Source organism: Streptomyces sp. NPDC050625 (assembly GCF_040654755.1).
Taxonomy (GTDB): Bacteria; Actinomycetota; Actinomycetes; order Streptomycetales; family Streptomycetaceae; genus Streptomyces.
The window spans coordinates 1-24328 of the sequence record NZ_JBFAIQ010000059.1; the positions used below are offsets into that span (position 1 = coordinate 1).

At 66.2% G+C, this 24328-nt stretch carries 23 protein-coding genes; 13 read left to right on the plus strand and 10 right to left on the minus strand.

Translation table 11 applies throughout. The annotated features are described in order from the left end of the window. Positions 1 to 499: DJ-1/PfpI family protein (locus tag AB0I54_RS46035; RefSeq protein WP_363302375.1), on the plus strand; the 499-nt coding region annotated here is incomplete at its 5' end. Positions 500 to 566: 67 nt separating this feature from the next. Here AB0I54_RS46035 and AB0I54_RS46040 read toward each other — a convergent pair. Next, complete coding sequence (locus AB0I54_RS46040) at positions 567 to 1928, minus strand: MFS transporter (protein WP_363302394.1); 1362 nt, start codon at positions 1926 to 1928, stop codon at positions 567 to 569. A gap of 33 nt (positions 1929 to 1961) precedes the next feature. Here AB0I54_RS46040 and AB0I54_RS46045 point away from each other — a divergent pair, with 33 nt between their 5' ends. Next, positions 1962 to 2906, plus strand: a complete 945-nt coding sequence (locus tag AB0I54_RS46045) for a LysR family transcriptional regulator (RefSeq protein WP_363302376.1) — start codon at positions 1962 to 1964, stop codon at positions 2904 to 2906. Here the strand turns inward: AB0I54_RS46045 and sigJ are convergent. Both sigJ and AB0I54_RS46055 read right to left on the minus strand, forming a co-directional pair. Further along, on the minus strand, positions 2896 to 3789 hold the full coding sequence (sigJ, locus tag AB0I54_RS46050) for an RNA polymerase sigma factor SigJ (RefSeq protein ID WP_363302377.1): 894 nt from the start codon (positions 3787 to 3789) through the stop codon (positions 2896 to 2898). The two genes, AB0I54_RS46045 and sigJ, sit on opposite strands and share 11 nt — an antisense overlap. Positions 3790 to 3863: 74 nt before the next feature. Then, a complete protein-coding gene (locus AB0I54_RS46055; protein WP_363302378.1) occupies positions 3864 to 4304 on the minus strand; it encodes a carboxymuconolactone decarboxylase family protein in 441 nt (146 codons plus the stop codon). 403 nt (positions 4305 to 4707) lie between these two features. On the opposite strand from AB0I54_RS46055, the gene AB0I54_RS46060 reads away from it, so the two are divergent. The 5 genes from AB0I54_RS46060 to AB0I54_RS46080 all read left to right on the plus strand — a co-directional run bounded on the left by AB0I54_RS46060 (position 4708) and on the right by AB0I54_RS46080 (position 9214). Continuing rightward, positions 4708 to 5385, plus strand: coding sequence for a helix-turn-helix domain-containing protein (locus AB0I54_RS46060; protein ID WP_363302379.1), 678 nt, complete (start codon positions 4708 to 4710; stop codon positions 5383 to 5385). Between the two features lie 552 nt (positions 5386 to 5937). After that, a complete protein-coding gene (locus AB0I54_RS46065) occupies positions 5938 to 6273 on the plus strand; it encodes a DUF485 domain-containing protein (protein WP_363302380.1) in 336 nt (111 codons plus the stop codon). After that, positions 6270 to 7862, plus strand: a complete 1593-nt coding sequence (locus AB0I54_RS46070) for a cation acetate symporter (protein WP_363302381.1) — start codon at positions 6270 to 6272, stop codon at positions 7860 to 7862. The genes AB0I54_RS46065 and AB0I54_RS46070 overlap by 4 nt, the downstream gene beginning before the upstream one ends. Before the next feature lie 79 nt (positions 7863 to 7941). After that, the gene (locus AB0I54_RS46075) at positions 7942 to 8358 is read left to right on the plus strand and encodes a cupin domain-containing protein (protein WP_363302382.1); all 417 of its coding nucleotides are present in this window, start codon (positions 7942 to 7944) and stop codon (positions 8356 to 8358) included. A 4-nt stretch (positions 8359 to 8362) separates the two neighbouring features. After that, complete coding sequence (locus AB0I54_RS46080) at positions 8363 to 9214, plus strand: NAD-dependent epimerase/dehydratase family protein (RefSeq protein WP_363302383.1); 852 nt, start codon at positions 8363 to 8365, stop codon at positions 9212 to 9214. A 103-nt stretch (positions 9215 to 9317) separates the two neighbouring features. Here the strand turns inward: AB0I54_RS46080 and fahA are convergent, their stop codons facing one another. The 4 genes from fahA to AB0I54_RS46100 form a co-directional block, all read right to left on the minus strand. Continuing rightward, complete coding sequence (gene fahA, locus AB0I54_RS46085; protein WP_363302384.1) at positions 9318 to 10505, minus strand: fumarylacetoacetase; 1188 nt, start codon at positions 10503 to 10505, stop codon at positions 9318 to 9320. Further along, positions 10502 to 11362 carry a hypothetical protein gene (locus AB0I54_RS46090; RefSeq protein ID WP_363302385.1) on the minus strand — a complete coding sequence of 287 codons (861 nt, stop codon included), beginning with the start codon at positions 11360 to 11362 and terminating at the stop codon, positions 10502 to 10504. Before AB0I54_RS46090 ends, fahA begins: the two co-directional genes overlap by 4 nt. Further along, positions 11359 to 12564, minus strand: coding sequence for a homogentisate 1,2-dioxygenase (locus tag AB0I54_RS46095; protein WP_363302386.1), 1206 nt, complete (start codon positions 12562 to 12564; stop codon positions 11359 to 11361). Before AB0I54_RS46095 ends, AB0I54_RS46090 begins: the two co-directional genes overlap by 4 nt. 91 nt (positions 12565 to 12655) lie before the next feature. Further along, positions 12656 to 14995, minus strand: a complete 2340-nt coding sequence (locus tag AB0I54_RS46100; protein WP_363302387.1) for a cytochrome P450/oxidoreductase — start codon at positions 14993 to 14995, stop codon at positions 12656 to 12658. A 156-nt stretch (positions 14996 to 15151) separates the two neighbouring features. On the opposite strand from AB0I54_RS46100, the gene AB0I54_RS46105 reads away from it, so the two are divergent. Together AB0I54_RS46105 and AB0I54_RS46110 are read left to right on the plus strand one after the other, a co-directional pair. Then, a complete protein-coding gene (locus AB0I54_RS46105; protein WP_363302388.1) occupies positions 15152 to 15529 on the plus strand; it encodes a hypothetical protein in 378 nt (125 codons plus the stop codon). Positions 15530 to 15744: 215 nt separating this feature from the next. Next, positions 15745 to 16149 (plus strand): amidohydrolase family protein, encoded by a 405-nt coding sequence (locus AB0I54_RS46110; RefSeq protein WP_363302395.1) that lies wholly within the window; start codon positions 15745 to 15747, stop codon positions 16147 to 16149. Positions 16150 to 16323: 174 nt separating this feature from the next. On the opposite strand, the gene AB0I54_RS46115 is transcribed toward AB0I54_RS46110, so the two are convergent. From AB0I54_RS46115 to aceE, 3 genes are all read right to left on the minus strand, one after another. Further along, positions 16324 to 16719, minus strand: coding sequence for a cupin domain-containing protein (locus AB0I54_RS46115; protein WP_363302389.1), 396 nt, complete (start codon positions 16717 to 16719; stop codon positions 16324 to 16326). Between the two features lie 48 nt (positions 16720 to 16767). Then, positions 16768 to 17622 carry an NAD(P)-dependent oxidoreductase gene (locus AB0I54_RS46120; protein WP_363302390.1) on the minus strand — a complete coding sequence of 285 codons (855 nt, stop codon included), beginning with the start codon at positions 17620 to 17622 and terminating at the stop codon, positions 16768 to 16770. Between the two features lie 236 nt (positions 17623 to 17858). Further along, positions 17859 to 20534 carry a pyruvate dehydrogenase (acetyl-transferring), homodimeric type gene (gene aceE, locus AB0I54_RS46125; RefSeq protein WP_363302391.1) on the minus strand — a complete coding sequence of 892 codons (2676 nt, stop codon included), beginning with the start codon at positions 20532 to 20534 and terminating at the stop codon, positions 17859 to 17861. A 355-nt stretch (positions 20535 to 20889) separates the two neighbouring features. On the opposite strand from aceE, the gene AB0I54_RS46130 reads away from it, so the two are divergent. The 4 genes from AB0I54_RS46130 to AB0I54_RS46145 form a co-directional block, all read left to right on the plus strand. Continuing rightward, positions 20890 to 22230 carry an NAD(P)/FAD-dependent oxidoreductase gene (locus AB0I54_RS46130; protein ID WP_363302396.1) on the plus strand — a complete coding sequence of 447 codons (1341 nt, stop codon included), beginning with the start codon at positions 20890 to 20892 and terminating at the stop codon, positions 22228 to 22230. Further along, complete coding sequence (locus AB0I54_RS46135) at positions 22223 to 23014, plus strand: RNA polymerase subunit sigma (protein WP_363302392.1); 792 nt, start codon at positions 22223 to 22225, stop codon at positions 23012 to 23014. The genes AB0I54_RS46130 and AB0I54_RS46135 overlap by 8 nt, the downstream gene beginning before the upstream one ends. A gap of 223 nt (positions 23015 to 23237) precedes the next feature. Then, on the plus strand, positions 23238 to 23909 hold the full coding sequence (locus AB0I54_RS46140) for a succinate dehydrogenase cytochrome b subunit (protein WP_363302397.1): 672 nt from the start codon (positions 23238 to 23240) through the stop codon (positions 23907 to 23909). Positions 23910 to 23912: 3 nt separating this feature from the next. After that, on the plus strand, positions 23913 to 24328 hold a 416-nt coding region (locus AB0I54_RS46145; protein WP_363302393.1), incomplete at its 3' end, for an FAD-binding protein.

Consider the following 24328-nt stretch of genomic DNA (forward strand, 5'->3'; position numbering starts at 1 on the left):
GGGAGCATGCACCGCCAGCGGATGCACGCCCCGGGCAGACACCCGCGCGTTCCGGACCGCAGCCCGGCTACACCACTCCATGGGACGCGATCTGGACGAGGCGCCTCCTCTTGATGTGTTCCTGCATCCCGGAGGCCAGGGAACCCGGCGCCAGCTCGCTGATGAGGAGCATTTGCAGTGGATGCGCTCCCTGCGTGGTTCGGTTCCATTGATGACGAGTGTCTGTACTGGTTCGTTGGTCTTCGCGGCAGCCGGGCTTTTGACTCACCGGCCGGCGACCACGCACTGGGCATCGTTGGAGAAGCTCTCTCAACTCGACCCGACGATCCAGGTCCGTGCCGGTGAACGATTCGTCGACGACGGCGACACGGTGACGTCAGCCGGTATCTCGGCGGGCATCGACATGGCTCTTCACCTGGTGGCCCGGCTGACGTCTGCTGAGCGCGCCGAACAAGTACGCAGGGGGATCCAGTACGACTGGCAGGCCCCCGCGGGGTAGGCCGACGCGACCGTCGAGCATTTGAGTGCGCGTGAGAGCCAGGCACGCCCTCCGACTCGTGGTGACGTCACTCGGCACCGGAATCCCGGTTGGTCCGCCGGAGTACCTTGCTGACGGCCGGCAGGACGGCTGCGGCACCGGTGATCGACAGGGCGACGGAGAAAGCGATCATCGCTCGGGTTGTCCCCAGGTCGGCGGCCACCATGCTGAAGAGGACGGGCGCGAGGCCCATGCCCATGTAAGAGATGACGAAGAAGACTGCCAGGACTCCTGCACGGGACGTGGGCACGGCCACCGCGGCCGCACGAGTGATGGCGCCCTTGAAGAGCGCGCCGGCACCCGCGCCGGCGATCACCAGAGCGACCAGATAGACGCTGAGCGTGGGATGGAGCAAGGACCCCGTTACGGCGGCGAGCCCGATGGGGATGGCCGCGGCTCCCGCGATCAGGATCGTGCGCCAGTCGAGTCGGTGAATGACCAGGAGGCCCCCCGCCGCGGCGCCGAACATGAGAAAGGGAGCGAGGCCGGCCACGAAGTGAGAGCTGTCGTGCAACTCGGTCCTGAGCACCAGGGAGCCGATTGCGCTGATGAGCCCGAGGACCGCGAAGGACGTGAAACCGGCGCCCGCAGTGGCTGCGAAGGTGATCCCCTTGCCGGGGCGCAGGGCGAAACGCCGGTATGCCTCTCCGATCCGGCTGCGGGCGTCCACCGTTTCGGGCGTGGCGAGCACGAGGCCGAGGCACGACATCATCGCGGCCGAGAAGGCGAGTTGCGTCGTCTCCAGCGGGTTGGGAAGCCATTGGGCGATGGCTCCTGCGGCAAGCGGACCGATGGCGAGTCCGCCCATTGTGGCGAGGGGCGATACAAGAGACGGCAGTGCGGCATGGGGCCGGTCGCGGTGCGCCTCCCGGTACAGATCATGAAGGTAGGCGGTCGCCGTTGAGCTCATCAGCCCGATACCCGCTCCATTGAGAAAGCGCCCTGCCAAGAGGTTGGGCAGGGCGGGGCTGGCGGCCATGACGAGTGCGGCGGTGATCGTCAACGCCAATGCGGGTACGACGATGCGCCGCCGGCCCAGCCGGTCGGACAGATGCCCCAGCGCGAGGAACCCGGTCGCCGCGCCGATGACCAGCATTGCGAACGCGACGGTGACCATGGTCGGTTGAAGGCCGTCACGCGCGGCGTACAAGGGCCACAGCGGCGTGGGCGCGGCGCTGAAGGCCATCAGCACGGTGAACGCCACGGCGGCGAACCAGAACCCGACGTGATGGGGGACCCGAGGGGTGAGCCGTCGGGAGCGTCGGCCGTGCCTGAGGTGTGTTGCGGCGGTCGCGGGCGGCGCACTCATGGCGGTCATCTCCGGTCTTCCTTTGGGCTTTGCCTTCAGTGTTCGCGGCTTCGTCCGCAATGAGAAGCGATTGTTCAGCATGATCACGATCGTGTTTACCGATAGGTTGGGCCCATGGAGATTCGCCAGCTGCAGTGCTTCGTGGCCGTGGCCGAGGAACTGAACTTCACACGGGCTGCGGAACGGCTGCACCTGTCCCAGTCCACCGTGTCGGCGACCGTCCGGACCCTGGAGAAGGAGCTGCGCGTCCGGCTCTTTCTCCGTTCCTCCAAGCATGTTGCGCTGACGAGCGAGGGTGCCGCGCTGCTGCCCGAGGCCCACGCCGCCATCTCAGCGGTCCTGAACGCCGAGGAGGCCGTCCGTAGAACCGGGCGGGCGCTGGGTGGCACGCTGACCATCGGAGCGACGGGAGCCGCCCTGGCCATCGACTTTCCGCAGCTGCTCCGTACCTTCCACACCGCACATCCCGATGTCGCCGTGCGGTTGCGGTCGTCTTCCGGAGACAGCGCCGCCAGGTTGATTCGGCAGTTGCTCGTGGGGAAGATCGACGTCGCGCTCCTGGCCCTGACGCAGATGCCGCCGTCGGGAGTGGTGGCGCGAAAGGTCGCGGAATACCCTCTCGTCCTTGTCGTACCCGAGGTGCACCGCCTGGCCGGCCGGACAAGTGCTTCGCTCAGAGAGGTGACGGCCGACAGTTTCGTGGAGTGTCCTCAGGCAACCGGAGTACGCACGATGGTGGACCAGGCGTTCAGTGATGCCGGAGTCACGCGTCGCAGCGACTGGGAGGCCCCCGACTTGGGCACCGTTACCGCACTCGTCGGCCAGGGCCTGGGTGTCTCGCTCGTCCCGGCCTTCGCCGCGTTCGCAAGGGGAGTACGCCGCGTCCCCCTGCGCGAGCCAGTGCCCCACTTCATGCTGACGGCCGCGCTGTCCGCGGAGCGGCGTCCCACCGCGGCGACGGAAGAGCTGCTGGTTCTCATCGACGAGGCGGTCGCCGCCCGGGCCGGATCCGGCGCCGGTCGATGTACCAACGGTCCCGCTGAACAGGTCATTCGGTAGGCGTGAGATGATCAAGTTTGTCCGGATTGGCCATCCACTGCAGGCCGGTGATCAATCCTTCGGTGACCTCGAACGAGCATGTCTGCCAGCGGGAACTCAGGCACATCAGAAGTCCGGTCTCGCCGTTGAGCTCGACGACCCGGAACTCGGCCGAATCGTGCTTGGCAAGCGTTCCGATGACCAGCCGAGACACCCGGTCGGCTCCGAACACGGGGCGCAGCGCAGCACTGACCTTGCCGCCGCTGTCGTTCCACAACGTCACGTCGTGAGCCAAAAGCCCTTCCAACGCGTCCCTCTCGCCGGTACGGGCCGCGATCAGGAACCGCTCCACCAAGTCACGGTGCTTGCCTGGATCGACAGTGAATCGCTTGCGACCGGCGGCGACGTGATCGGTACCGCGGCGGTGCAGTTGGCGAGCGTGGGCTTCACTTAGCCCGAGAATCCCGCTGATCTCCATGTAAGGCAACTCGAAGGCTTCGCGAAGAACGAAGACCGCGCGCTCGGGCACGGACAGCCGCTGCAAAAGCCGGAGCATGGCCAGCGACAGCGTGTCACGTTGCGCCGCAGTCTCGGCCGGTCCGAGAGGCTGTCCCACTTCGGTGAGCACCGGCTCCGGCAGCCAAGGTCCGACATGGGTTTCTCGACGGCGGTGGGCCAGCCGCATGCGGTCGATCGACAGACGGGTGACGACCGTGATCAGAAAGTGGCCGGGAGAGGCGATCGTCTGGCGGTCGACCGTGGACCAGCGCAGCCATGCTTCCTGCACCACGTCTTCGGCATCGGCAAAGCTGCCGAGCAGTCGGTATGCGATACCTACGAGCATCGCCCGCTGTCCCTGGAACTCCGTGACGTCGTCGTTGACTCGACGATCCGGCTCACTCACCACGCCAGTATAGGAAGACGCCGACCGAGGCGGCTGATGCTGAGTCGGCCGCCCGGTGGTGGAGATGGCGATGCTCACAGGGCTGCGGGCTGCTGGTGAGTGCTGATCGCGATGCGATTGAAGGAGTTGATCATGATTGCCGCCATCACGATGTCGGCCACCTCCTTGTCCGACCAGATCTCCAGCGCCGCTTCCCACAGCATGTTCGGAATACCACCTTCGCTGATCTTCGTCACCGCGTCGGTCAGGGCCAGCGCGACTCGTTCCTCATCGGAGAAGAACGGCGATTCGGGCCATGCAGAGACGGCAAACAGGCGCCTCGTGCTCTCTCCCGCCTTGATCGCATCCACACTGTGCATGTCGACGCAGAAAGCGCATCCATTGACCACGGAAGCCCGCAGCATGATCAGTTCCAGGAGCTTGGGGTCCACGTTGGCCTCGGTGTACTGGAAGAGCTCAACCACCTTCCGGTATCCGTCGGGAGCCACCTTGTCCATACGCATGCGTTCCTGCATGATCCGTCATTCCTTTCCTGGAGCCACGGCGGACGGTGACAAGACGGAGGCGGGCCGGCCTCGCGTGACAGCTGCGAGCAAATGTGACTCATGTCACCGAATCGACCTCATACGTATGGTTCTACCGTGACGCCGATTGTCCTGTCGCAAGGGACAGCCCTTGCAGCACCACGAGCATGCCGGTGAGGCCGCCTGGTGGCCTGGGAGAGGAGGTCCTGGGCGGTGTCCCGGTCACCCGATGTGCCGCACTTCACGCCGTTGTCCACCACCTAGCTAGGTGGGCGATGCGGGCGCACGTCCGCGTCCCTCGACTACTCGCCGACCCCCCTTAGATCGCTGCTAATATCACACACACGGTCTCGTAATTAGTGACACCGAAGAACAGAACAGGAGATGGCCATCGATGAGCACACTCCAGACGCTGGATCGCGGCTTGCGCGCGCTGGAGCTCGTATCGCAGCGGCCAGACGGGATCTCCGTCTCTGAGCTCGCCACAGAGCTGGGTGTGCACCGGGCCATCTGCTATCGCATCGTCGCGACACTCGAGGAGCACCTGCTCGTGACGCGAACGACGACAGGCCGCGTCCGCCTCGGCGTGGGCCTCACAGCACTGGCAACCTGGTACGAGCCGGCGTTCCGGCGTGACGCCGCTCCGATTCTCGACCAGTTGGCAGACGACATGCAGGCCACCGCATTCCTCTCCGTCGCCGAAGGGAAGGAATGTGTCGCGATGATGGTCGCCGAGCCCCGCGACGCGGTCCTGACCGTCGGCTATCGGATCGGCAGCCGCCACCCGCTCGGCCAGGGCGCAGCGGGCGTTGCCATCCTCGCCACACGTCCAGAGTCACCCGAGGACAGCGAGGCGGTTCGGACCGCTCGAGCAAACGGTTACAGCCTCACACGGGGACAACTGGAACGAGGGGCCGTCGGCCTCGCCAGCGGGATTCGAATCGCCGGCCCGGTGGGCGTCGCGCTGGAGCGATCCGTGGGCGTCGTCGCGATCAACGATCTCGACGTCGACCGCGCCGCCAAGACGGTCCGACGAGCAGCCGACAACATCGAAGCTCTGCTTCGCAGCTAACCGTGAGTCACCGATTTGGGACCGCCGGGAGCCGCGATCGGCAACTGGGACCTGTTCAGTAGAGCTCGACGTCGGCCAGGGCAAGTCTTCCCAGCCGTCGATGGCATGTCTTCGCACGACGTGCGTCTCCCCGCGTAGTTTCAACCCCATCACACCCTGATCCATGGTCTGTTGGATCCGGCATGGGGAACCAGGCTGGCACGAGCCTCCCGGCCGCCGCCCACGAACTCATCCGCAACTTCGGCGACAGGCAACGCGCCGTTACGGCCCCTCGGTACCCCGACCCCCCTTCAGCTGGGGCCAGTTGGAGTCTCCTTGATGGGCCGACGGAAGGCGGACGACACCCTGCACCTCCTCGACTCGGTGAGGGGTGCCAACGTGGCGGCCGATCCGCCGGTCGAGCCGGCCCGCGGGCTCAAACCCTTGACGCGCCCCACAGTGCGACCTACATTTCCTTTCCGCTGAGCGCGACGCATTGTTCGATATTCGCGACACGGTAGATGGTCGACAGGATCTGCACCCGGCGCAAGGCATCTCAACGAGGAGACCTCCGTGGCAACGATCGACCCCAGTCCGCCCCAGGTGGCGGCAGCACATTTCGAGGAACTCGCCCGCGATTACATGCGAGCCCGCCGTCGGCTGACGACGACTCTCGGCGTTGTCTTCGGCCTCTGGCTCGCTGGCTTCGTGGTGTTGTCGGCCATCCTGCGGGACGTCGCCGCTAGGCCGATCGCTGGCCCGCTGTCGACCGGATGGCTCTACGCGCTCAGCGCGTTCCCCCTGGTCATCGGTCTCACCTGGACGTTCAGCCGGGTCAGCGCGACGTCACTCGACTGTTCGCGCTCCCGCGCGATCGCAGCAGCCAACGATCAAGGTGGCACCCGATGAGCTCGAACAGTGCGGCACTTTGGATGTTCGCCGGCATCATCGCGGTGACGCTCGGTATCACCTGGTGGGCAGGGCGTCGCACCAGCACCGCCTCCGAGTTCTGGGCTGCGGGGCATGCCGTCACGCCCACACAGAACGCCATGGCGATCACCGGAGACTTCCTGTCAGCCTCAGCATTTCTCGGCACGACCGGATTGATCTTCTTCTACGGCTTCGACGGAATGCTCTACCTTTTGGTACCGCTCGCGGCCTGGATTCCGATCATCCTCCTCTTCGCCGAGCGCCTGCGAAATCTCGGCCAGTTCACGCTGACGGACGTCCTCGTCAACCGCTTTCGAAAGCCGGTCCTGCGCCGCCTGCTGGCTGGGTCCACATTGGTCATCACCGGCGTCTATCTGCTGGCCCAACTTGTTGCGGCCGGCTCCCTGTTCCAACTACTCGCCGGTGTCCCTTTCAGCATTGCAGTCGTGATCACCGCCGTGGTGATGCTCATCTACGTGACTGTGGGCGGCATGCTGGCAACGACATGGGTGCAGATGATCAAAGCGGCATTGCTCGTCACTGTGCTCACCGTGCTCACGCTCCTCACGATTGTGGGAATGCGAGGTGGCGTCGGCACCTGGCTCTCCTCCGCCCTCGAGACCACTGGCGGCAAGAACCCGCTCATCCCCGGAAACCTGCTCAGCAACCCCTGGAACTCCGTGTCCGTCGGACTGGCTCTGCTTTTCGGCGTCGCCGGCTTGCCACACGTGATGATGCGGCTGTTCACCGTGCGGGATTCCGGGGCCGCTCGCCGCTCCGCCAGCCGCGCCATCGCGATCATCGCGATCGCCGAAGTCTTGATCGTCGTCTGTGGACTCGCCGCCCGAAATCTGCTCGGAGACCAGGAAACAGCGCTGGCCCGCAGCGGCGGAAACCTCGTGGCGCCCAAGCTGGGAGAGGCATTGGCCGGTGGCCCGGGCACTCTCAGCGGCGCTCTGGTCCTGGCCCTAGTCGCCGCCGTCGCGTTCGCAACGATCGTTGCGGTCGTCGCGGGTCTGCTCATCAACGCCGCGAGTGCCGTCGTTCGCGACCTGTGGCGTCCGGCCAGTGCGGACGGGGATGCAGCCGGAGCCGCCGATGCCAACGGCACGAACGAGATCCGGCGTGCACGAACAGTGACCATCCTGATCTCCGTGGTCATGGCCGGCCTGACAATCCTAGTGGGACCAGGAATGAATGCCGCGCTCCTGGTGACGCTCGCCTTCGGCATCGCCGCCAGTGCGAACTTCCCGACCCTGCTGCTCACTCTGTTCTGGCGCAGGTTCACCGTGCAGGGAGCCATCTCGGGAATGTGCACGGGACTGATCAGCTCGGCAGTCCTGCTCTTCCTCGGGCCCACGCTCTGGCCAGGGCATGGCTCATCACCGCTGCCCCTGACCGATCCGACGATCATCAGCATGCCGCTCGGTTTCCTGGCGTGTGTCGCCGGTTCCCTGCTTTCAAATCGTGACCCCGCCGACGAGTTCGAAGCTCTGCAGCTCAAAGCCCTTCTCGGGACGGAGCAGACAGACAGGCACAGCCAGGAACTCGTCACCGACCCCACCTGACGGCTGGGCACCCGACGCAACCGGGTGCCCAGCCCTGTCCTGCCCGAACAGCACCATCCATTCGACAAAGGAACGACCGATGTCCACACCTGTGTCCGACTCGAAGCTGACTATGCTCGCCGACGTGCCGGCGCCCAACCTGCCGACCGGGTCTGGGGTGATGACGGCGCTGCTCGAGATCCCGCCGGGCAGCGCGGGCGCTCCCCCGCACCGCCACTCGGGCCCGGTCTTCGGCTACCTGCTGGAAGGCGAGATGATCTTCGAGCTCGAGGGCGAGGCGCCACGCGTGATCCGCGCGGGAGAAGCCTTCGATGAGCCCGGAGGCGACGTCGTGCACTACCAGGCAGCGAACAACCTGAGCGACGCGTGGACCCGCTTCGTGGTCGTGATGGTCTGCAGCCCCGGAGTGCCCATGCTGACTTACCTCAGTCCGGAAGAGATTGAGCAGCGTCGGCATCTGAGGCATCCGGCGGCGCTCGAGGGTGCGACGGACTGAGCGGATGCGCATCCTGATCGCCGGGGGGACCGGAGTGCTGGGCCGCCGGATCCTACCGGAGTTGCTCAACCGCGGCCACGAAGTCACGGTCCTGGCCCGCACCCCTCAACGAGCCGCCTCCCTCGCCGAGCGTGGCGCTACCGTAGTCCAGGGCGACGTCTTCGACCGCGCCGCCCTATGCTCGGCCGTCTCCCACGCGGCGCCGGAGGTCGTCATGCATCAGCTCACCGATCTCACCCATCGGTGTTCGCAGGCCAACGCACGCATCCGGAAAGCCGGTACCCGCAATCTCGTCGACGCGGCGGCCGCGGCGGGGGTGAACCAGTTCATAGCGCAGAGCATCGCCTGGTGCTACGAAGCCGGTGACGAACCGGCCGACGAATCGGTCCCGCTCGACGCACACGCCGAAGACCCGACACGACGTGCCGTGGTGGACGCGGTGGCCACACTCGAATGCTACGCAGCCGAATTCCCCCGACACGTGATCCTGCGCAACGGCGCACTGTATGGACCGGACACCTGGTACGCGGCCAACGGCGACCATGCCGCTGCCGCGCAATCGGGCACGATATCCGCCGAAGCCGATGTGACCAGCTTCGTCCACGCCGTTGACGCCGCGGCCGCAGCCGTAGCGGCCCTGGACTGGCCGACTGGCCCGGTCAACGTCGTGGACACGGACCCCGCACCCGGAACCGAATGGGTTCCGGCCTTCTGCGAGGCCATCGGTGCGCCGGCTCCTCAGACGTCGGGAGCACCTCGCAGAGGATGGGCGAGGGGTGCCGACAACAGCCGTGCTCGCGCCCTGGGGTGGTCACCGACCTTTGCGTCGTGGCGCGACGGATTCTTCCAAGGGTGACGGTCTGCCGCACCAGCCGCAAGTAGCGGCTGGTGCGGCAGGCGCACGGTCATCCACGAGGCGGTTGGCGTCTCCGCACGTCCGCCTCTTTTTTGATCAGCGATTACGCCGACCGTGCAGCACTCACGATGCGGCCACGTGCTTCACCGAACCCGATCCGGGCGCCGCCGGGGCCCGGAGCCGTGGCGGTGAGCGCTATCTCGTCTCCATCCTCCAGGAAGGTTCGGTCGTCGCCGTTGACGGTGACCGGTTCCTGTCCGCCCCAGGTGAGCTCGATCAGGGCTCCGCGTTGGTCCTTGGCAGGGCCGGAAACCGTACCCGAGGCGAAGAGGTCACCGGTGCGGGTCGGAGCACCGTTGACCGTGAGGTGAGCCAGCATCTGAGCAGGCGACCAGTACATGGCGGAGTAGGGCGGGCGGGTCACGACCTGCCCGTTCCACGCCACCTCGAGATCGACGTCCAGCCCCCAGGGATTCTCCATGGCCAGATACGGCAGAACCGCCGGGTCCTGGTCCGGTACTCGCACGTGCGCGGCTTCGAGCGCGAGCAGCGGCACCACCCACGGAGAGATCGTCGAGGCGAACGACTTGCCCAGGTTCGGGCCGAGCGGAACGTACTCCCAGGCTTGGATGGCCCGGGCCGACCAGTCGTTGAACAACACCACCCCAAAGATGTGCCGTTCTGCGTCATCGACGGAGATGGGCGCTCCCATCGGGTTGCCTGTGCCGACCACGAAGCCGAGCTCGGCCTCTATGTCCAGCCGCGGCTCGGGCCCGAACACCGGCGCCGGGTCGCCTGGACCCTTGCGCTGCCCCGAAGGCCGGACGATGTCCGTGCCGGAGAGCACGATGGACGCGCTACGGCCGTGGTACCCGACGGGCAGGTGCTTCCAGTTCGGCATGAGGGGATCAGGGGCATCCCGTCGGAAGAGCCTGCCGAGGTTCGACGCGTGGTGCGCGGAGGCGTAGAAGTCGACGTAGTCCGCGACATCGAACGGAAGGTGCAAAGTGACCGCACCCAGTTCATGAACTGCCTCATCCGGCACATCCTCCTCGAGCGCCTCCTTGATCGCCGCGCGTACCGCGATCCAGCGTTCGTGGCCTTGGGCCATGAACGTGTTGAGAAAGGGGTGCGCGAACGTCTCCGCGTCATCCAGCAGCAGGGCCAGATCGACCACGAAACCGCCGTACCGCACAGCGACCCGGGGTTCGGCACCGGCCACGGAGTACACGCCGTACGGCAGATTGTGCAGCCCGAAGAGGTCGGCACCGGAGGCAGTCAAGCGGGTCACAGCAGGTCCCTCGTGAGGTCGGGTGGGATGAGTCCGAGGTCGGCGAGCTCTACGACCGGGTCGGCGATGGAACAGCTACCGAAGGAGCGGAAGCTCTCACGCACCGTCGCAGGCAGAGCACGCATCCGCTCGGCGACTCGGGCACCGTCGCGGTCAGCCAGTAGCTCGGTCAGAACCGCTTCGTCCGCGCCCTCCGAAGCAGCGCCGGTAGCGGTCAGCAAGTTCAGGAAGCCGTGCTGCTCAAAACCGGTCTGGGGGTCGGTGTTGCGCAGCGCGTGATGCATCCCTGCGGTGGCCTTGAAGGGCACTTCGGCGCGCACCGCCGCGAGGACTGATGCGGCCAGCTCCGATTCATCGGGGTACAACTCGGCACGCACGCCGCCGGTGAGGAACTTGGCCAGGCGGCCGGTGCCGGCGAGGGCGCGCAGGAGTGCGTCTCGTCGTGCGTCCCGCGGTACCTCGATGTACACCGTGACACCGGTGTGCCCCTCAACGGCCGCCTCGACGGCGGGCACGAGATCGTCCGCAGCGATTTCGTCAGGCAGCCCGATCTCGAGAGACACCAACTGCGCAGCAGGTATCGCACGTGCCGTGATCATGGCTTGGCGCAGCTGGGCCAAGGGCGTGGTGACGGCCAGCGTGAACGACCGGGCCGGCCAAACCGCGACGAGGCCAGGCAGCCGGTCGAGGTGTGTGAAAGCGAGTACGAGCGGGTCCACCAGATCGCGGTGGGCGCTGCGGCGCTGTTTCAGATGGGCCGACAGGGCTTGCTCGAGTGTCGAGTTGCCCGGCGGGAAGACCGCCGCATCGTCGCACAGGCGGCCGACCAGCGGGAACTGGAGGGGGCCGGTGTTCATCCGGCGCTCACTCCGGTCCCGCCACGGGTCCAGGAGTTGGCGTAGACACCGTCGTTGGAGGTCTGCGCAGCCTTGCCGAGCCGGAGCGGCCGGAAGGTGTCGACCATGACCGCGAGCTCGTCGAAGTACTCTGCTCCGATGCTGCGTTCATAGGCACCGGGCTGCGGACCGTGTGTGTGTCCGCCAGGATGCAGGGAAATGGACCCCTGCCCGATTCCAGAGCCTTTACGCGCTTCGTAATCCCCACCGCAGTAGAACATCACTTCATCGGAGTCCACATTGGAGTGGTAGTAGGGCACTGGGATCGACAGTGGGTGGTAGTCAACCTTGCGAGGTACGAAGTTGCAGATGACGAAGTTGTCGCCCTCGAAGACCTGGTGCGCCGGCGGCGGTTGGTGCACCTTGCCGGTTATCGGCATGTAGTCGGCGATGTTGAATGCGTACGGGTACAAACACCCGTCCCAGCCCGCCACGTCGAAGGGGTGGTGGGGCACTGTGTGCACGGTGCCCGCGATCCCGCTCGGTCCGTCGCCTCGGTGCTTGATATGGACCTCGACATCCTCCGCCTCGACGACATACGGGCCAGAGGGCCCGCGCAGATCCCGCTCGCAGTACGGCGCGTGTTCCAGGAGCTGGCCGAACCGCGACAGGTACCGCTTCGGCGGAGTGATGTGCGAATTGGCCTCGATCACATAAATTCGCACCGTCCCCCGCGGCACGATCCGATGAGTGGTGGCGCGTGGGATGACAGCGTAGTCACCATTGGCGACTTCGAGATTGCCGAAGACGGTCTCCAGGACCGCCTCGCCGGCCTCGATGTAGAGGCACTCGTCACCGATCGCATTGCGGTAGTAGGGCGAAACGGCGTCGGCCATCACGTAGGCCAGCCGGACGTCTGTGTTGCCCAGCAGGAGCTGTCGGCCTGTGACCGCATCAACGCCGACCGTGCCCTCTTCGAACAGTTCGTGGGTCGACAAATGGAGCGGGACCAGTGGATGGTTCGGCACGGTCGACTGATCCGGCAGGTCCCACACGCGGTATTCGCGGATCGCTGAGGGAATGCGACGGTGGTACAGCAGGGAGGAGTCGGAGACGAAGCCTTCCTCCCCCATCAGTTCTTCGAAATAGAGCGAACCGTCTGAAGCACGGTGCTGGATGTGCCGTTTGGGTGGTATGTGACCGACTGACCGGTAGTAGGCCATGGCTAGTTCCTCCAGCTGTCGGTTGGATGGTTGAAGTCGCGGCCGGCGGTGCAGCAGGTTCGCCCCCGCACCTCACTGCACCCCCGACTGCTCAGAGAGCCAGGGTCAATCGGTCACCGCAGGCCCGTGAACAGCAGGTCATCATCGTGGTGCCCGCCGCGCGCTCAGATCGGGTGAGCACGACATCGCGGTGGTCGATCTCGCCCTCGACGACACCGACCTGGCAGGTGCCGCAGAGACCTTCTTCGCAGTCGCTCGGTATGTCGATGTTGGCGGCGCGCAGACTCTCGAGCACGGTCTGGTCGGCGTTCACCCGGATGGTGAGGCCAGAGGATCGCAGCTCCACGTCGAACGCGTGCTCGGCAGTCGGATCCAGCTCTCCGAGCGTGGACACGAAGTGCTCGATGTGCACCGAGTCCGCGGGCAGCCCTGCTGCGAGCCCGGTCAGCTCGTCGAGCATCCGCTGCGGCCCGCAGCAGTAGAACTGCGTGCCCTCCTGCACATGGCTGAGCAGCGTGCGGAGATCGGCACGGGTACCCTCATCGCTGATCCAAAGCCGCAGGTGGTCGCCATGGAAATCCTTGAGCTCCTCAAGGAAGGCCATCGAGGAGCGGTTGCGCCCGAGGTAGTGGAGCTCGTAGTCAGCGCCGCGGCGCGCGGCGTCGTGGGCCATCGCCCTGATCGGTGTGATCCCGATGCCCCCGGCGATGAACACGTAGCGGCCGGCAGCCTCGTCGAGCCGGAAGTGGTTGCGAGGACCGCGTAGGTGCACCTGCCGCCCCAGCGTGGCGTGTTCGTGCATCCAGGCCGATCCACCGCGGCCCTCGTCGTCACGAAGGACCGCGATCTCCCATGAGTGCCGCTCCTGCGGGTCGCCGCAGAGGGAGTACTGCCGCGACGTTCCGGTTTCGCCGCATTCGACATCGATGTGCGCCCCGGGGGTCCACGCGGGGAGCGCCGAGCCATCCGGGGACACCAACCGGAAATGGACGATCCGATCAGTCAGCTCGGTCCGCGTCGCCACGATCGCCGACCGGGTGACGGTACGGGCCGACGGCTGGCCTATCCGGACCGGTGTGGCAGCCTGCAGGATTTCCGGGTTGGCGCGCTCGGGGTTGCGGGCCGGGTCCCACCGCACCAGCAGGTGCTCAGGCCCCCGGAACGAGGTGTTCGGGACGTAGCTGAACGGCTGCTCGGCGAGTTCCACATGCGGGAGTCGGCGCGTGAGTTCCTCGAGGAAGATCTGCAGCTCCATCCGGGCCAGGTTCTTGCCCATGCACTGGTGAGACCCGTAACCGAAGGTGAGGTGCGAGGATGCGGCCTCTCGCCGGATGTCGAAGAAGTCCGGGTCCTCGAAGTTGCGTAGGTCGCGGTTGGCCGAGGACATCATGATCAGGACCTTCGAACCGGCCGGGATGTCGACGCCGCCGACCGTCGCGTCACGGGTGGCAATTCGGCGCCAGGCAGCGACCGAGCCGTTGAAACGCAAGCACTCCTCGACGGCGTTGGGGATCAGCGTCGGGTCAGCGGACAGCTCCTGCCACACAGACCGGTTCTCCAGCAGTGTCTTGATCGCGTTGGCGGCCGCGTTGGCGGTCGTCTCGTGTGCGGCGACAATGCCGGCCATCATCATCGAGTGCAGGTAGGAATCGGTAACGACATCGGGGAACTCGCGTTGCTGCCGAATGCTGTACGGCATCCAGCCGGGTCCGCTCGGGTCCTGGCGGAGCTTCTCGACCACCTTGCCGGAGAACTCCCAGAAGTTGCCGACGGCGTGCGCGACCTCCACCTGCTGCCCCGGAGTGGGACGACCCCAGGTGTTCACGGTGTGGGCAATGGAGTACCGGCGCAGGGTGTCCATGTCTTCCTCGGGCACTCCCAGGAAGTGCAGCGCGACGGTGAGGGGGACCTCCCACAGCATCTGGTCGACCAGGTCGGCCTGTCCGTCGTCGATGAACCGGTCGACGTACTCCCGGGTGAGCCGACGCACCATCGGCTCGTGGACAGCCAGATGCTCGGGCGTGAACGGCTCCATCAACAGGCGCCGCCTCGGCATGTGCGCAGGTTCGTCCTCGTTCACGAGCGTCCGGTCCATGGCGTAGCCGTATGAGGCCAGCACTGCGTTGGCTTCGTCGCCCGTGGCTGTGATCTTCTCCAGGGCGATGGACGGGCTGAACGTCTCGTTGTCCCGGAACACGGCCTGCACGTCGTCGTAGCGGGTCACCACCCAGTAGCCCAACCGCGGGCTGAAGAAGACGGGTTCCTCGGCGCGAGCCCAGGCCACGTAGGTGGCCGGATCCTGCTGATATCCGTCCTCAAATGGGTCGAACTCCAGCGCGCGTACACCGACCGGGCAGCCGTTCGAGGTGGCGTGACCCGTCGAAACCACCCCCGCCACCGGGCACTTCGCCGTCTCATGCTGCTGGATCACATCAGCTCCGATGCACTAATAGTGAACATCTTGTGCGATATAGAGAACACGAGGAACGTAACAGCGGCCACGCCGAGGCGTCAAGGAATCTGGTCGCGCCCGAGACGGCTCCGTCGGATCCTGGTGCCAGTACCTGGCCGGCTCTGTCGCACGAAGATGGACAGCACGACCGCGTTCAACTGGATTCAACCGGGAAGACGGCCGTTCCCTACGCCCCGGAAGTCGACATGGCCCGAGCGATCGCCCGGGCGAAGCTGCACTGTTTGCGGACAGCGCATCACCGACGGGCGTGTCGACAAACTGCTCAACAGTCGGTTCTCCGGTCCGGACCGGCTCGTCACCCTGCAGCTCTCGCTGGACATCACCAATGCCAGTGAGGAGGCACGACATGCCCTGGCGTTCGCCCGTTACCGCGACCTACGGGTCGGTCACCACGCGGGTGTATTCGGGGTGATGGAGGACGACCAGATCCGGTTCCTCGACGACGAGGGCGGGCTATCGCCATCGACGGTCCTCGTCCATGGGGCACGCTGAGCGACGACTCATACCGGCGCATCGCCGACGGGGGTGCCCATCTGTCGGTTTCTGCGGAAAGCGGGCTCAACGCCGGGCAGGGCTATCCGCCCACCGCAAGGGCCCACCGCTACGGCATCCGCTCTCATGGTCGATGGACACCGTGGTGTGGTGGAGCGGAGGCATGTTCTCGGCCATGCGCGCGACGCTCAGCGCCAACCGGGGGGCTGGCGTACCTGCGTGCCCACGAAGTCGGTGAAGCCGTCGCTGACAACTCGCTGCGGGCTCAGGATGTGCTCGAGTACGCCACGATCGGCGGTGCGCGGGCCCTCGGCCTGGACGGCCTCGTCGGCTCGATCGCCCCGGGCAAACGGGCTGACCTGGTCATGCTGCGTACCGACACTCCGGTGATGACCGGTACGCCCCACCACGTGGCCGGGCACATCGTCTTCCAGGCCGGACGAGGCGACGTCGACACCGTGCTGGTGAACAGGCGCGTCCTCAAGCACCGAGGCGCCCTCGTCGGTGTGGATCTGAACCACGCCCGACAACTCGTCGAGCAGTCTCTGGACTATCTGCGCTCGCAGATCCCCGACGAGGACTGGGAGCGCGCGATCAATCCGCCGACGGGTCCCGCTTGACAGCTGAAGGGGACCCGCGCCACAGGCTGGGCCGCCCAGGCAGAAATCTCTTGAAGAGGAGACAGCACCGCGCTTCCGAAGGCGGATCGATCGCACCGAAGCCACAGCCGGTGAGACGCCTGGCCAATAGCCCGTAGTTTCGCGCTGATCCGTGCGTCCGTGTCACACGTTGAGTCAGAAGCGGGCGTTCGCCGGCCGTGGCGCACGGCGGTCGCGTCTCGCTGAGAGCTCATCCGGTTCGACCAGGGTGAGCATCGGCTCGCCCGGAACGCACACCATCACCGCCACGAACCGCACGGGCATCTCGTCGCTGTTGTTGGCTGCCTGGTAGTGGATGACATCGCCGCCCGGCTCCCAGAAGGCCTGGCCGGCAGTGACAACCCGTTCGGGTTCACCTTCCAGTTCGAAGATGAGCTCACCCTCGAGGACGTACCCAAACACGGGCCCGGAATGGCGATGGGGCGGGGCACCGGCGTCACCGGGAGGTACTTCGATGGTGATCGTCATTACGTGTGCCTTCTCGGGCATGAACGGGGGGATCGCCACCCCCAGCTCAGTGATGGTGTTCATGTTTTCCTCCAGCACGTTGTGCGGGTCCTGCTGTCGCGCACAGCGGCATCACTCGCTCGTCGAGCGGAAGCCGAAGCGCCAGGTCGGGTAGATCGGCAGCCAGCACTGGGACTTCGCCCGCGCGTTGCTGGCGCCTCGCTCGAAGGTGCCTCCTCCTCCCTCCGTGCGGGGAGGTACCGGGGCACCGAGGACGTCGGCGAGCACGGGAACCCATGCATGTGCCGGTGCGGGATCGTCATCGACGATGTTGTACGTTCCGCTGGGCCATTGGAGCGCCGAAAGAGCCGCCACCGCCGCGTCCTTCACATGCAGGAACGACGTCACGGCGTCGTTGGCCGGCACCAGGCCCCGAGCCAGCGCGTCGGCGACGGGGCCGCGCGGCGCATACCAGGTGCCGGGGCCGTAGAGGGTGCCGTAACGCAGCACGGCGTGTTCCGGCATCTCGGCCACCGCCGATTCCAGTGCGAGCACACCGCCCACCGGTACGGAGCGGGACCCCTCCGCCTCGGTGTCCAGGGCAGTGTCCTCGTCGGCCGGCTCGGTTCCGGGCCGGTACGCCCACGAGATGGACTGGGCGATCATCCTGCGGACACCGGCCTTCTTGGCCGCATCGACGAGATGGCGTGTACCTTCTCGCCGGATCCGGGCGTTGGCCACCGAGTCATGCAAGGCCAGCGACGTCAACTGGTGCACCACGACATCCGGTGCCGCGCCGAGAACGGCCGCCATCACTGACTCGTCGTCGAGAGCGTCCATCACGACGCCCTCGACGCCCGCTGCCCTCAGTGCCGGCAGCTTGTCCTCACCGCGGGTCGCTACGACGACGTCGTGACCGTTCTCGACCAGGAGCGGCACAAGGCGCCGACCGATGACCCCGGTCCCCCCGGCGACGAAAATACGCACGTCAAGCTCCTGCTTCAATCAGGGGAGGCCAGTGGCGCCCGGTGCGGGCGCCCTGTGCGCGCTCCGGGGTCACGCACTCGGCGCAAGCCCGCAACCCGCGGAGCCATGTCCTCCCTGTCACAGCCACGGCCCTTATCAACTGACGAAACAGAGCCCATGAATGTGAGGTGCAGGTATCCCTGAGGCCGCGTCCGGGCCACGGGGATACGCCGGCTCAGGGCCGCAAAGGCAGTTGGTCAGCGCCAATAGCGCTGCCGTGCCTGCTCGACGGTGGAGTACTTGATCTCGCCGGACGCGGCGAGCGCGGCAAGCGCCGCCACGGCGATCGATTGCGGATCCACGCCGAAGTGTCGGCGTACCGCCTCACGAGTGTCCGACAGGCCGAATCCGTCGGTGCCGATGGAATGCCACTCCTGCGGTACCCAATGACTGATCTGGTCCGGTACCGAGCGCATCCAGTCGCTCACGGCCAGTACCGGCCCGGGAGCACCCTGAAGAACGCGCGTGACGTGGGGGAGTGGGGCGTCCTCGCCACGCAAGCGGGCCGCATCGTGGGCAAGACCATCCCGGCGCAGCTCGCTCCAGGAGGTCGCCGACCAGACGTCCGCGCCCACGCCCCACTCCTCGGCCAGCAGTTTCTGTGCTTCCAGGGCCCAGTGGATTGCCGTGCCCGAGGCCAGCAGCTGCAGTCGCGGCGCGTCGGCCGAGAGCGTGGCGGCGTCAGCGGTGCGGTAGCGGTACAGCCCCTTGACGATGCCTTCTTCCACTCCAGGTGTCGCGGGCATGGAGGGCTGGACCTTGGGCTCGTTGTAAACCGTCAGGTAGTAGAAGACGTCCTCCGCCTTCGGCCCGTACATGCGGCGCAGTCCCTCCCGGACGATGACGCCGATCTCGTACGCGAAGGCCGGATCGTAGGAGATCGCCGCCGGATTGGTGGAGGCGATCAGGTGCGAATGGCCGTCGGCGTGCTGCAGGCCCTCGCCGGTCATCGTGGTACGGCCCGCGGTCGCTCCTACCAGGAATCCACGGCCGAGTTGGTCGGCGAGTGCCCACATCTGGTCGGCCGTCCGCTGCCAGCCGAACATCGCGTAGAACATGTAGAGCGGGATCATGGGCTCGCCGTGGGTGGCGTACGAGCTAGCCGCCGCGGTGAAGGAGGCCATGCAACCGGCCTCGGTGATGCCTTCGTTGAGGATCTGCCCGTTCTGCACCTCCTTGTAGTAGAGGAGCATGTCGCGATCGACCGGTTCGTAGGTCTGTCCGTGCGGCGAGTAGATACCTGCGCTCGGAAAGAGCGACTCCATGCCGAACGTGCGTGCCTCGTCGGGCACGATCGGTACCCAGCGGCGTCCGGTCTCCTTCTCCCGCATCAAGTCCTTGAGCAAGCGGACCAGTGCCGTGGTGGTCGCTATCTCCTGTTGGCCGGAGCCTTTTGCGAGGGCGTCGAAAGGCTTGGAGGACGGCTCGGGCAGAGCCACCGGATGCACGCGGCGTGCTGGTGCGGGACCACCGAGCGCGGCTCGGCGCTCCTGGAGGTAGCGCACCTCGGGGGAGTCGGCGCCGGGATGGGCGTACGGGACCAGGTCGCCATCGAGCGCGCTGTCGGGAATGGGCAGGGCGAGCAGGTCGCGCATGGCGCGGAACTCGGCGCCGGTGAGCTTCTTCATCTGATGGTTGGCGTTCCGCGACTCGAAGCCGGGGCCCAGCGTCCAGCCCTTGATCGTCTGTACGAGGATCACGGTAGGAGTGCCCTGGTGCGTTGTGGCCGCGTGGTAGGCGGCGTACACCTTGCGGGGCTCGTGGCCGGCGCGCGAGGTGTGGAAGCACGCGGTGATCTGTTCGTCGGTCAGAAACCGTGCTGTTCGGTCCAGGGCTGGATCCGCGGAGAAGAAGTGCTCACGTATGTATGCGGCGTCGCGGGTGGCGTAGGTCTGGAACTGGCCGTCGGGCACCTCACGCAGCCGTCGGACGAACGCCCCGGTGGTGTCGAGGGCGAGCAGTTCGTCCCAGGCCGAGCCCCAAAGGGACTTGACGACGTTCCAGCCCGCGGCGCGGAACTTCGCCTCCAGCTCCTGGACGATCTTGTAGTTGGCACGGACGGGCCCGTCCAGCCGCTGCAGATTGCAGTTGATCACGAAGGTGAGGTTGTCGAGCCCTTCGCGTCCGGCCAGGTCGAGTGCCGCGGCCGACTCGGGCTCGTCCATCTCGCCGTCGCCGAGGAAGGCCCAGACGCGGGAGCCGGAGGTGTCCTTGATGCCGCGATGGTGCAGGTAGCGGTTGAAGCGGGCCTGCTGAATCGCGGCGAGTGGGCCCAGCCCCATCGACACGGTCGGGAACTCCCACAACCACGGCAGCCTCCGCGGGTGCGGATACGAGGGGAGACCGTCACCTCCTGCCTCCTGCCGGAAGCGGTCGAGTTGGGCTTCGGTGAGACGGCCGTCGAGGAAGGCGCGGGCGTAGACGCCGGGGGTGGCATGGCCCTGGATGTACAACTGGTCACCTGAGTCGCCGCCCTCCTTCCCGCGGAAGAAGTGGTTGAAGCCGATCTCGTAGAGCCAAGCGGCGGAGGCGAAGGTGGCGATGTGGCCACCGAGTCCGTAGCGGCTCCCGCGAGTCACCATGGCGGCGGCGTTCCACCGGTTCCAGTCGGCGATACGCCGCTCCAACTCCGCGTCACCGGGGAGTTCGGGCTCCGCGGAAGTCGGGATGGTGTTGATGTAGTCCGTCTCCAGCGGGGAGGGGACAGCCAGCCCTGATGCGCGCGCATGGTCATAGGTGCGGCGCATCAGGTAGGCGGCGCGATCCGGGCCTGCGGCGTGTGTGACCGCGTCGAGCGAAGCGACCCATTCGCCGGTCTCCTCGGGATCCGAGTCCGGCAGTTGAGCGAGGGCGCTGAAGGGGGCGTTGGTCATGGCAAACGCCTTCCGAATGGTTTCCGTGCGGCGGGATTCGCCGACACACCCAGAGTTACATTTGATCGATGATCGATCAAATGAATGTGGCGGGTGTCACTTGTAGGCACAGTCGGAGGGCCCCCTGGAGCGCTGCATGACCTGGGAGAACAAGGATCAACCAGGTGTCACCCCAGACCACTTCCTCCGCACAGCGCGGGCGCCACCTCACATCCGCTGTCCCTGCTTCGTCTACACGTATGAAGGTCGCACCTCCTCTCTGCTGGGAGGAGAGGTGCGGTACCGATGGCAGTGCGTGCTCTCGCGCCTCACACGTGGGGCGGCCCTCGCGCTGCCCGAAAGGCTGGACGAAATCGTGCGCAAGATCCTCATAGTCGGCGGTGGTTACGCCGGCTTCTACACGGCCTGGAAACTGGAGAAGAAGCTCCATGCCGCCGAGGCGCGGATCGTGCTGATCGACCCGCGCCCCTACATGACGTATCAGCCATTCCTGCCGGAAGTGTCCTCGGGGTATGTCGAAGCTCGGCACGCCGCCGTCTCCTACCGCCGGCACCTGCGCCGCACTCGGATCGTGTCCGGCGCGGTGACGGCGATACGCCACGGTGCCCGGAGCGTCACCGTCCAGCCGCCGGACGGGCCCGCATATGAGGTCGGTTACGACATTGTCGTCGTGACAGCCGGCGCGGTCACCCGCACGTTTCCCGTCCCGGGACTCGAGGAAGAGGCCATAGGCCTGAAGAACATCGAGGAGGCTGTCGCCATTCGCGACAGGTTGCTCACGGCGTTCGACAGGGCGGTAGCGCTCCCTCTCGGCCCGCTGCGGTCAAAGCTGCTGACCGTCACCTTTGTCGGCGGCGGCTTCACCGGAGTGGAGGGCTTCGGCGAGTTGCTCTCGCTCGCGCACCGGCTTGTGAAGTCCTACCCGGAGATCCTGCCGACCGAGCTGAACTTCAAGCTCGTCGAGGCACAGGACAGGATCCTTCCGGAGGTGACCGACCAGCCGGGGAGGTGGGTGGTCAGGTCGCTTGAGGGGCGTGGTGCTCAGGTCTGTCTGAACACGCGGCTCGTCTCGGCCGAGGGCGGACATCTCGTCCTGTCCAACGGCGCGGAATACGACTGTGGCCTGCTCGTGTGGACCGCGGGCAACGCCCCCAATCCGACAGTCCGCAGCCATACGGACCTCCCGGTGGACGAGCGAGGACTGCTGACGGTCCGGGCCGACCTCCGCGTCGGCACCGCGTCGGCGCCGATCGAGGATGCCTGGGGCGCCGGCGACGATGCGGCCGTGCCCGATCTGACGTCCCCGGTCCCCGGAGCCCGCACGGTGCCCAACGCCCAGCACGCCGTACGCCAGGGAAAGCTGCTGGCGAGGAACATCACCGCCACGCTTCGTGGCGGCACGGCAAGGCGCTACTCCCATCACAGCATCGGAACCGTGGCGACATTGGGGCTTGGCCGCGGAATATTCCAATACCGACGCCTTGTGATCAAGGGGCTACCGGCGTGGCTCATACACAGGGGTTATCACGTGCTGGCCGTCCCGACGTGGGAACGCAAGATCCGCGTTGTGGCCAGTTGGCTTGCCTCGCTTCTGTTCGGCCGGGACGTCGTCTCGCTGGTTTCGGTTCAAAATCCCCGCGCTGCATTCGTCGCCGGTGGAGTGCCTGAAGAATGGAAGGCGGGAACCGGTGAATGACCGGCAGACTGTCGAACCCATCGCCGTCCTCCTCGAAGAGCGACGGTATTTGCTCGACCGGGCATACGAACTCCTCGGTTCCCGGTCGGCGGCGGATGATGCGGTGACGGAGACGTACAAGCGCTGGTATGCCTTGGAGGACCGCGCCACAGAGGCGTTGCGGATCTGGCTCGGCGAGACAGTAAGGACTGTGTGCCTGACCCCTGCGCCGGCTTCCGACACGACGCTACTGGATGACGCCTCATCAGCGCAGGACTCGCGAGCCGATGCGAGTCGGTCCAGCCAGGCAACTCTCCTGGGCGACGAACCCGCGGGTGGCACTCCCCGAAGGGCCGCCGGCCCCGACGGACAACGCGTCCTGTCGGAGGCAGTGGCAGAAATGGCCCGCCAGTTCTTGCGCGGTTCCGACGCCGGCCAGGTGACGGCGGAGCAGCGACGCGCCGTAGTCCAAGCCTTCCGGACAGCATGTCAAACGAATGATGTGCCCCTCCTGGCAAGCCTGCTGGCCCCTCACGCGTCCGCGGCATTCGACGGGGGTGGGAAGGTCAGAACCCCGGATCGGCCGGTCAAGGGCGCCCGGAACGTGACCGAGTGCCTGGCGTCCCTGCTGGCTCCCAGCCCCAGCGTCACCCTCGAGGAATGGAACGTCAACGGCCAGCCGGGCCTGGTGGTGCGATGCGGGGACCACGTTGCCGCGGTCATCAGCCTGGATGTATGCGTTGATCAGGTCATCAACGTCTGGCTGATCCTGAATCCCGACAAGCTCCGCCGCTTGAATCGCTGAGGCATCACCGCAGCCAGTGCCGGTCCGGTGGTGCGCACCTCACACTCACCGTGGCTACATCGTCGTACCCAGTGGGACGGACACACCCTCCCATAGTTCAAGCCGGTCACTACGATAGGGAGTGCCTATCGTCCTCCCTAAGAGCAAGTCTTGGACGCTATGGATCCGCCCTCCTTAGGATCCAGATATGACGCTCACTGCGCGCCCAAAAAGCCGCCCCACGATGATTGTGGCGGTGTGGGACAGCACCATCGGTAAAAAGGTCGTGATGGCTGTCACAGGATTTATCCTGCTCGGCTTTCTGGTGCTGCACCTGTACGGAAACTTGAAGATCTTCTTCGGTCTCCACGATTTCAACCATTACGCCCACTGGCTGCGTACCTTCGGAGAGCCCGTACTGCACTACGGCTGGTTTCTCTGGCTGCTACGGGTCGTGCTCATCGTTTCCGTTGTCGGTCATGGCGTTTCCGCGTATCAGCTCAGTCGTCGCGACATCAAGGCACGTCCCAACAAGTACGTGCACAAGAAGCCGCGGGCGAGCTATGCCACGCGCACGATGCGCTGGGGCGGCATCATCCTCGGCCTGTATGTCATTTGGCACATCATGGATCTGACGACCGGCACTGTGCACTCGGGTGGCTTCGAGGAAGGCCATCCCTACGAAAACCTCGTCGAGACGTTCAGTGTCTGGTGGAACAACGTCATCTACATCACGGCGATGCTCGCGCTCGGCCTTCATGTCCGGCATGGGCTGTGGAGCGCGGTCCAGACCCTCGGTATCGGCAGCCGCACTCGCGACGGCGCCCTGAAGGCCTTCGCGAACACCTTCGCGCTGCTGCTCACAGCCGGCTTCATCACGCTGCCGGTCTCTGTCATGACGGGAGTAGTGAGCTGACGGATGACCTCATTCTTCAAGTACGCGACCGGCGCGCCGGTCGTCGACGACAAGGCGCCTTCCGGCCCCGTCCACGAGCGCTGGGACAAGCGCCGTTTCGAGGCCAAGCTGGTCAACCCCGCCAACCGGCGCAAGCACACGGTGATCGTCGTCGGCACCGGCCTCGCCGGCGGCTCGGCCGGCGCCACCCTCGCCGAACAGGGCTATCACGTCGTCCAGTTCTGCTACCAGGACTCCCCGCGCCGCGCTCACTCCATCGCCGCGCAGGGCGGCATCAACGCGGCCAAGAACTACCGCAACGACGGCGACTCCGTGCACCGGCTGTTCTACGACACCGTCAAGGGCGGCGACTTCCGGGCGCGCGAGTCCAACGTGCACCGCCTCGCGCAGATCTCGGTCGAGATCATCGACCAGTGCGT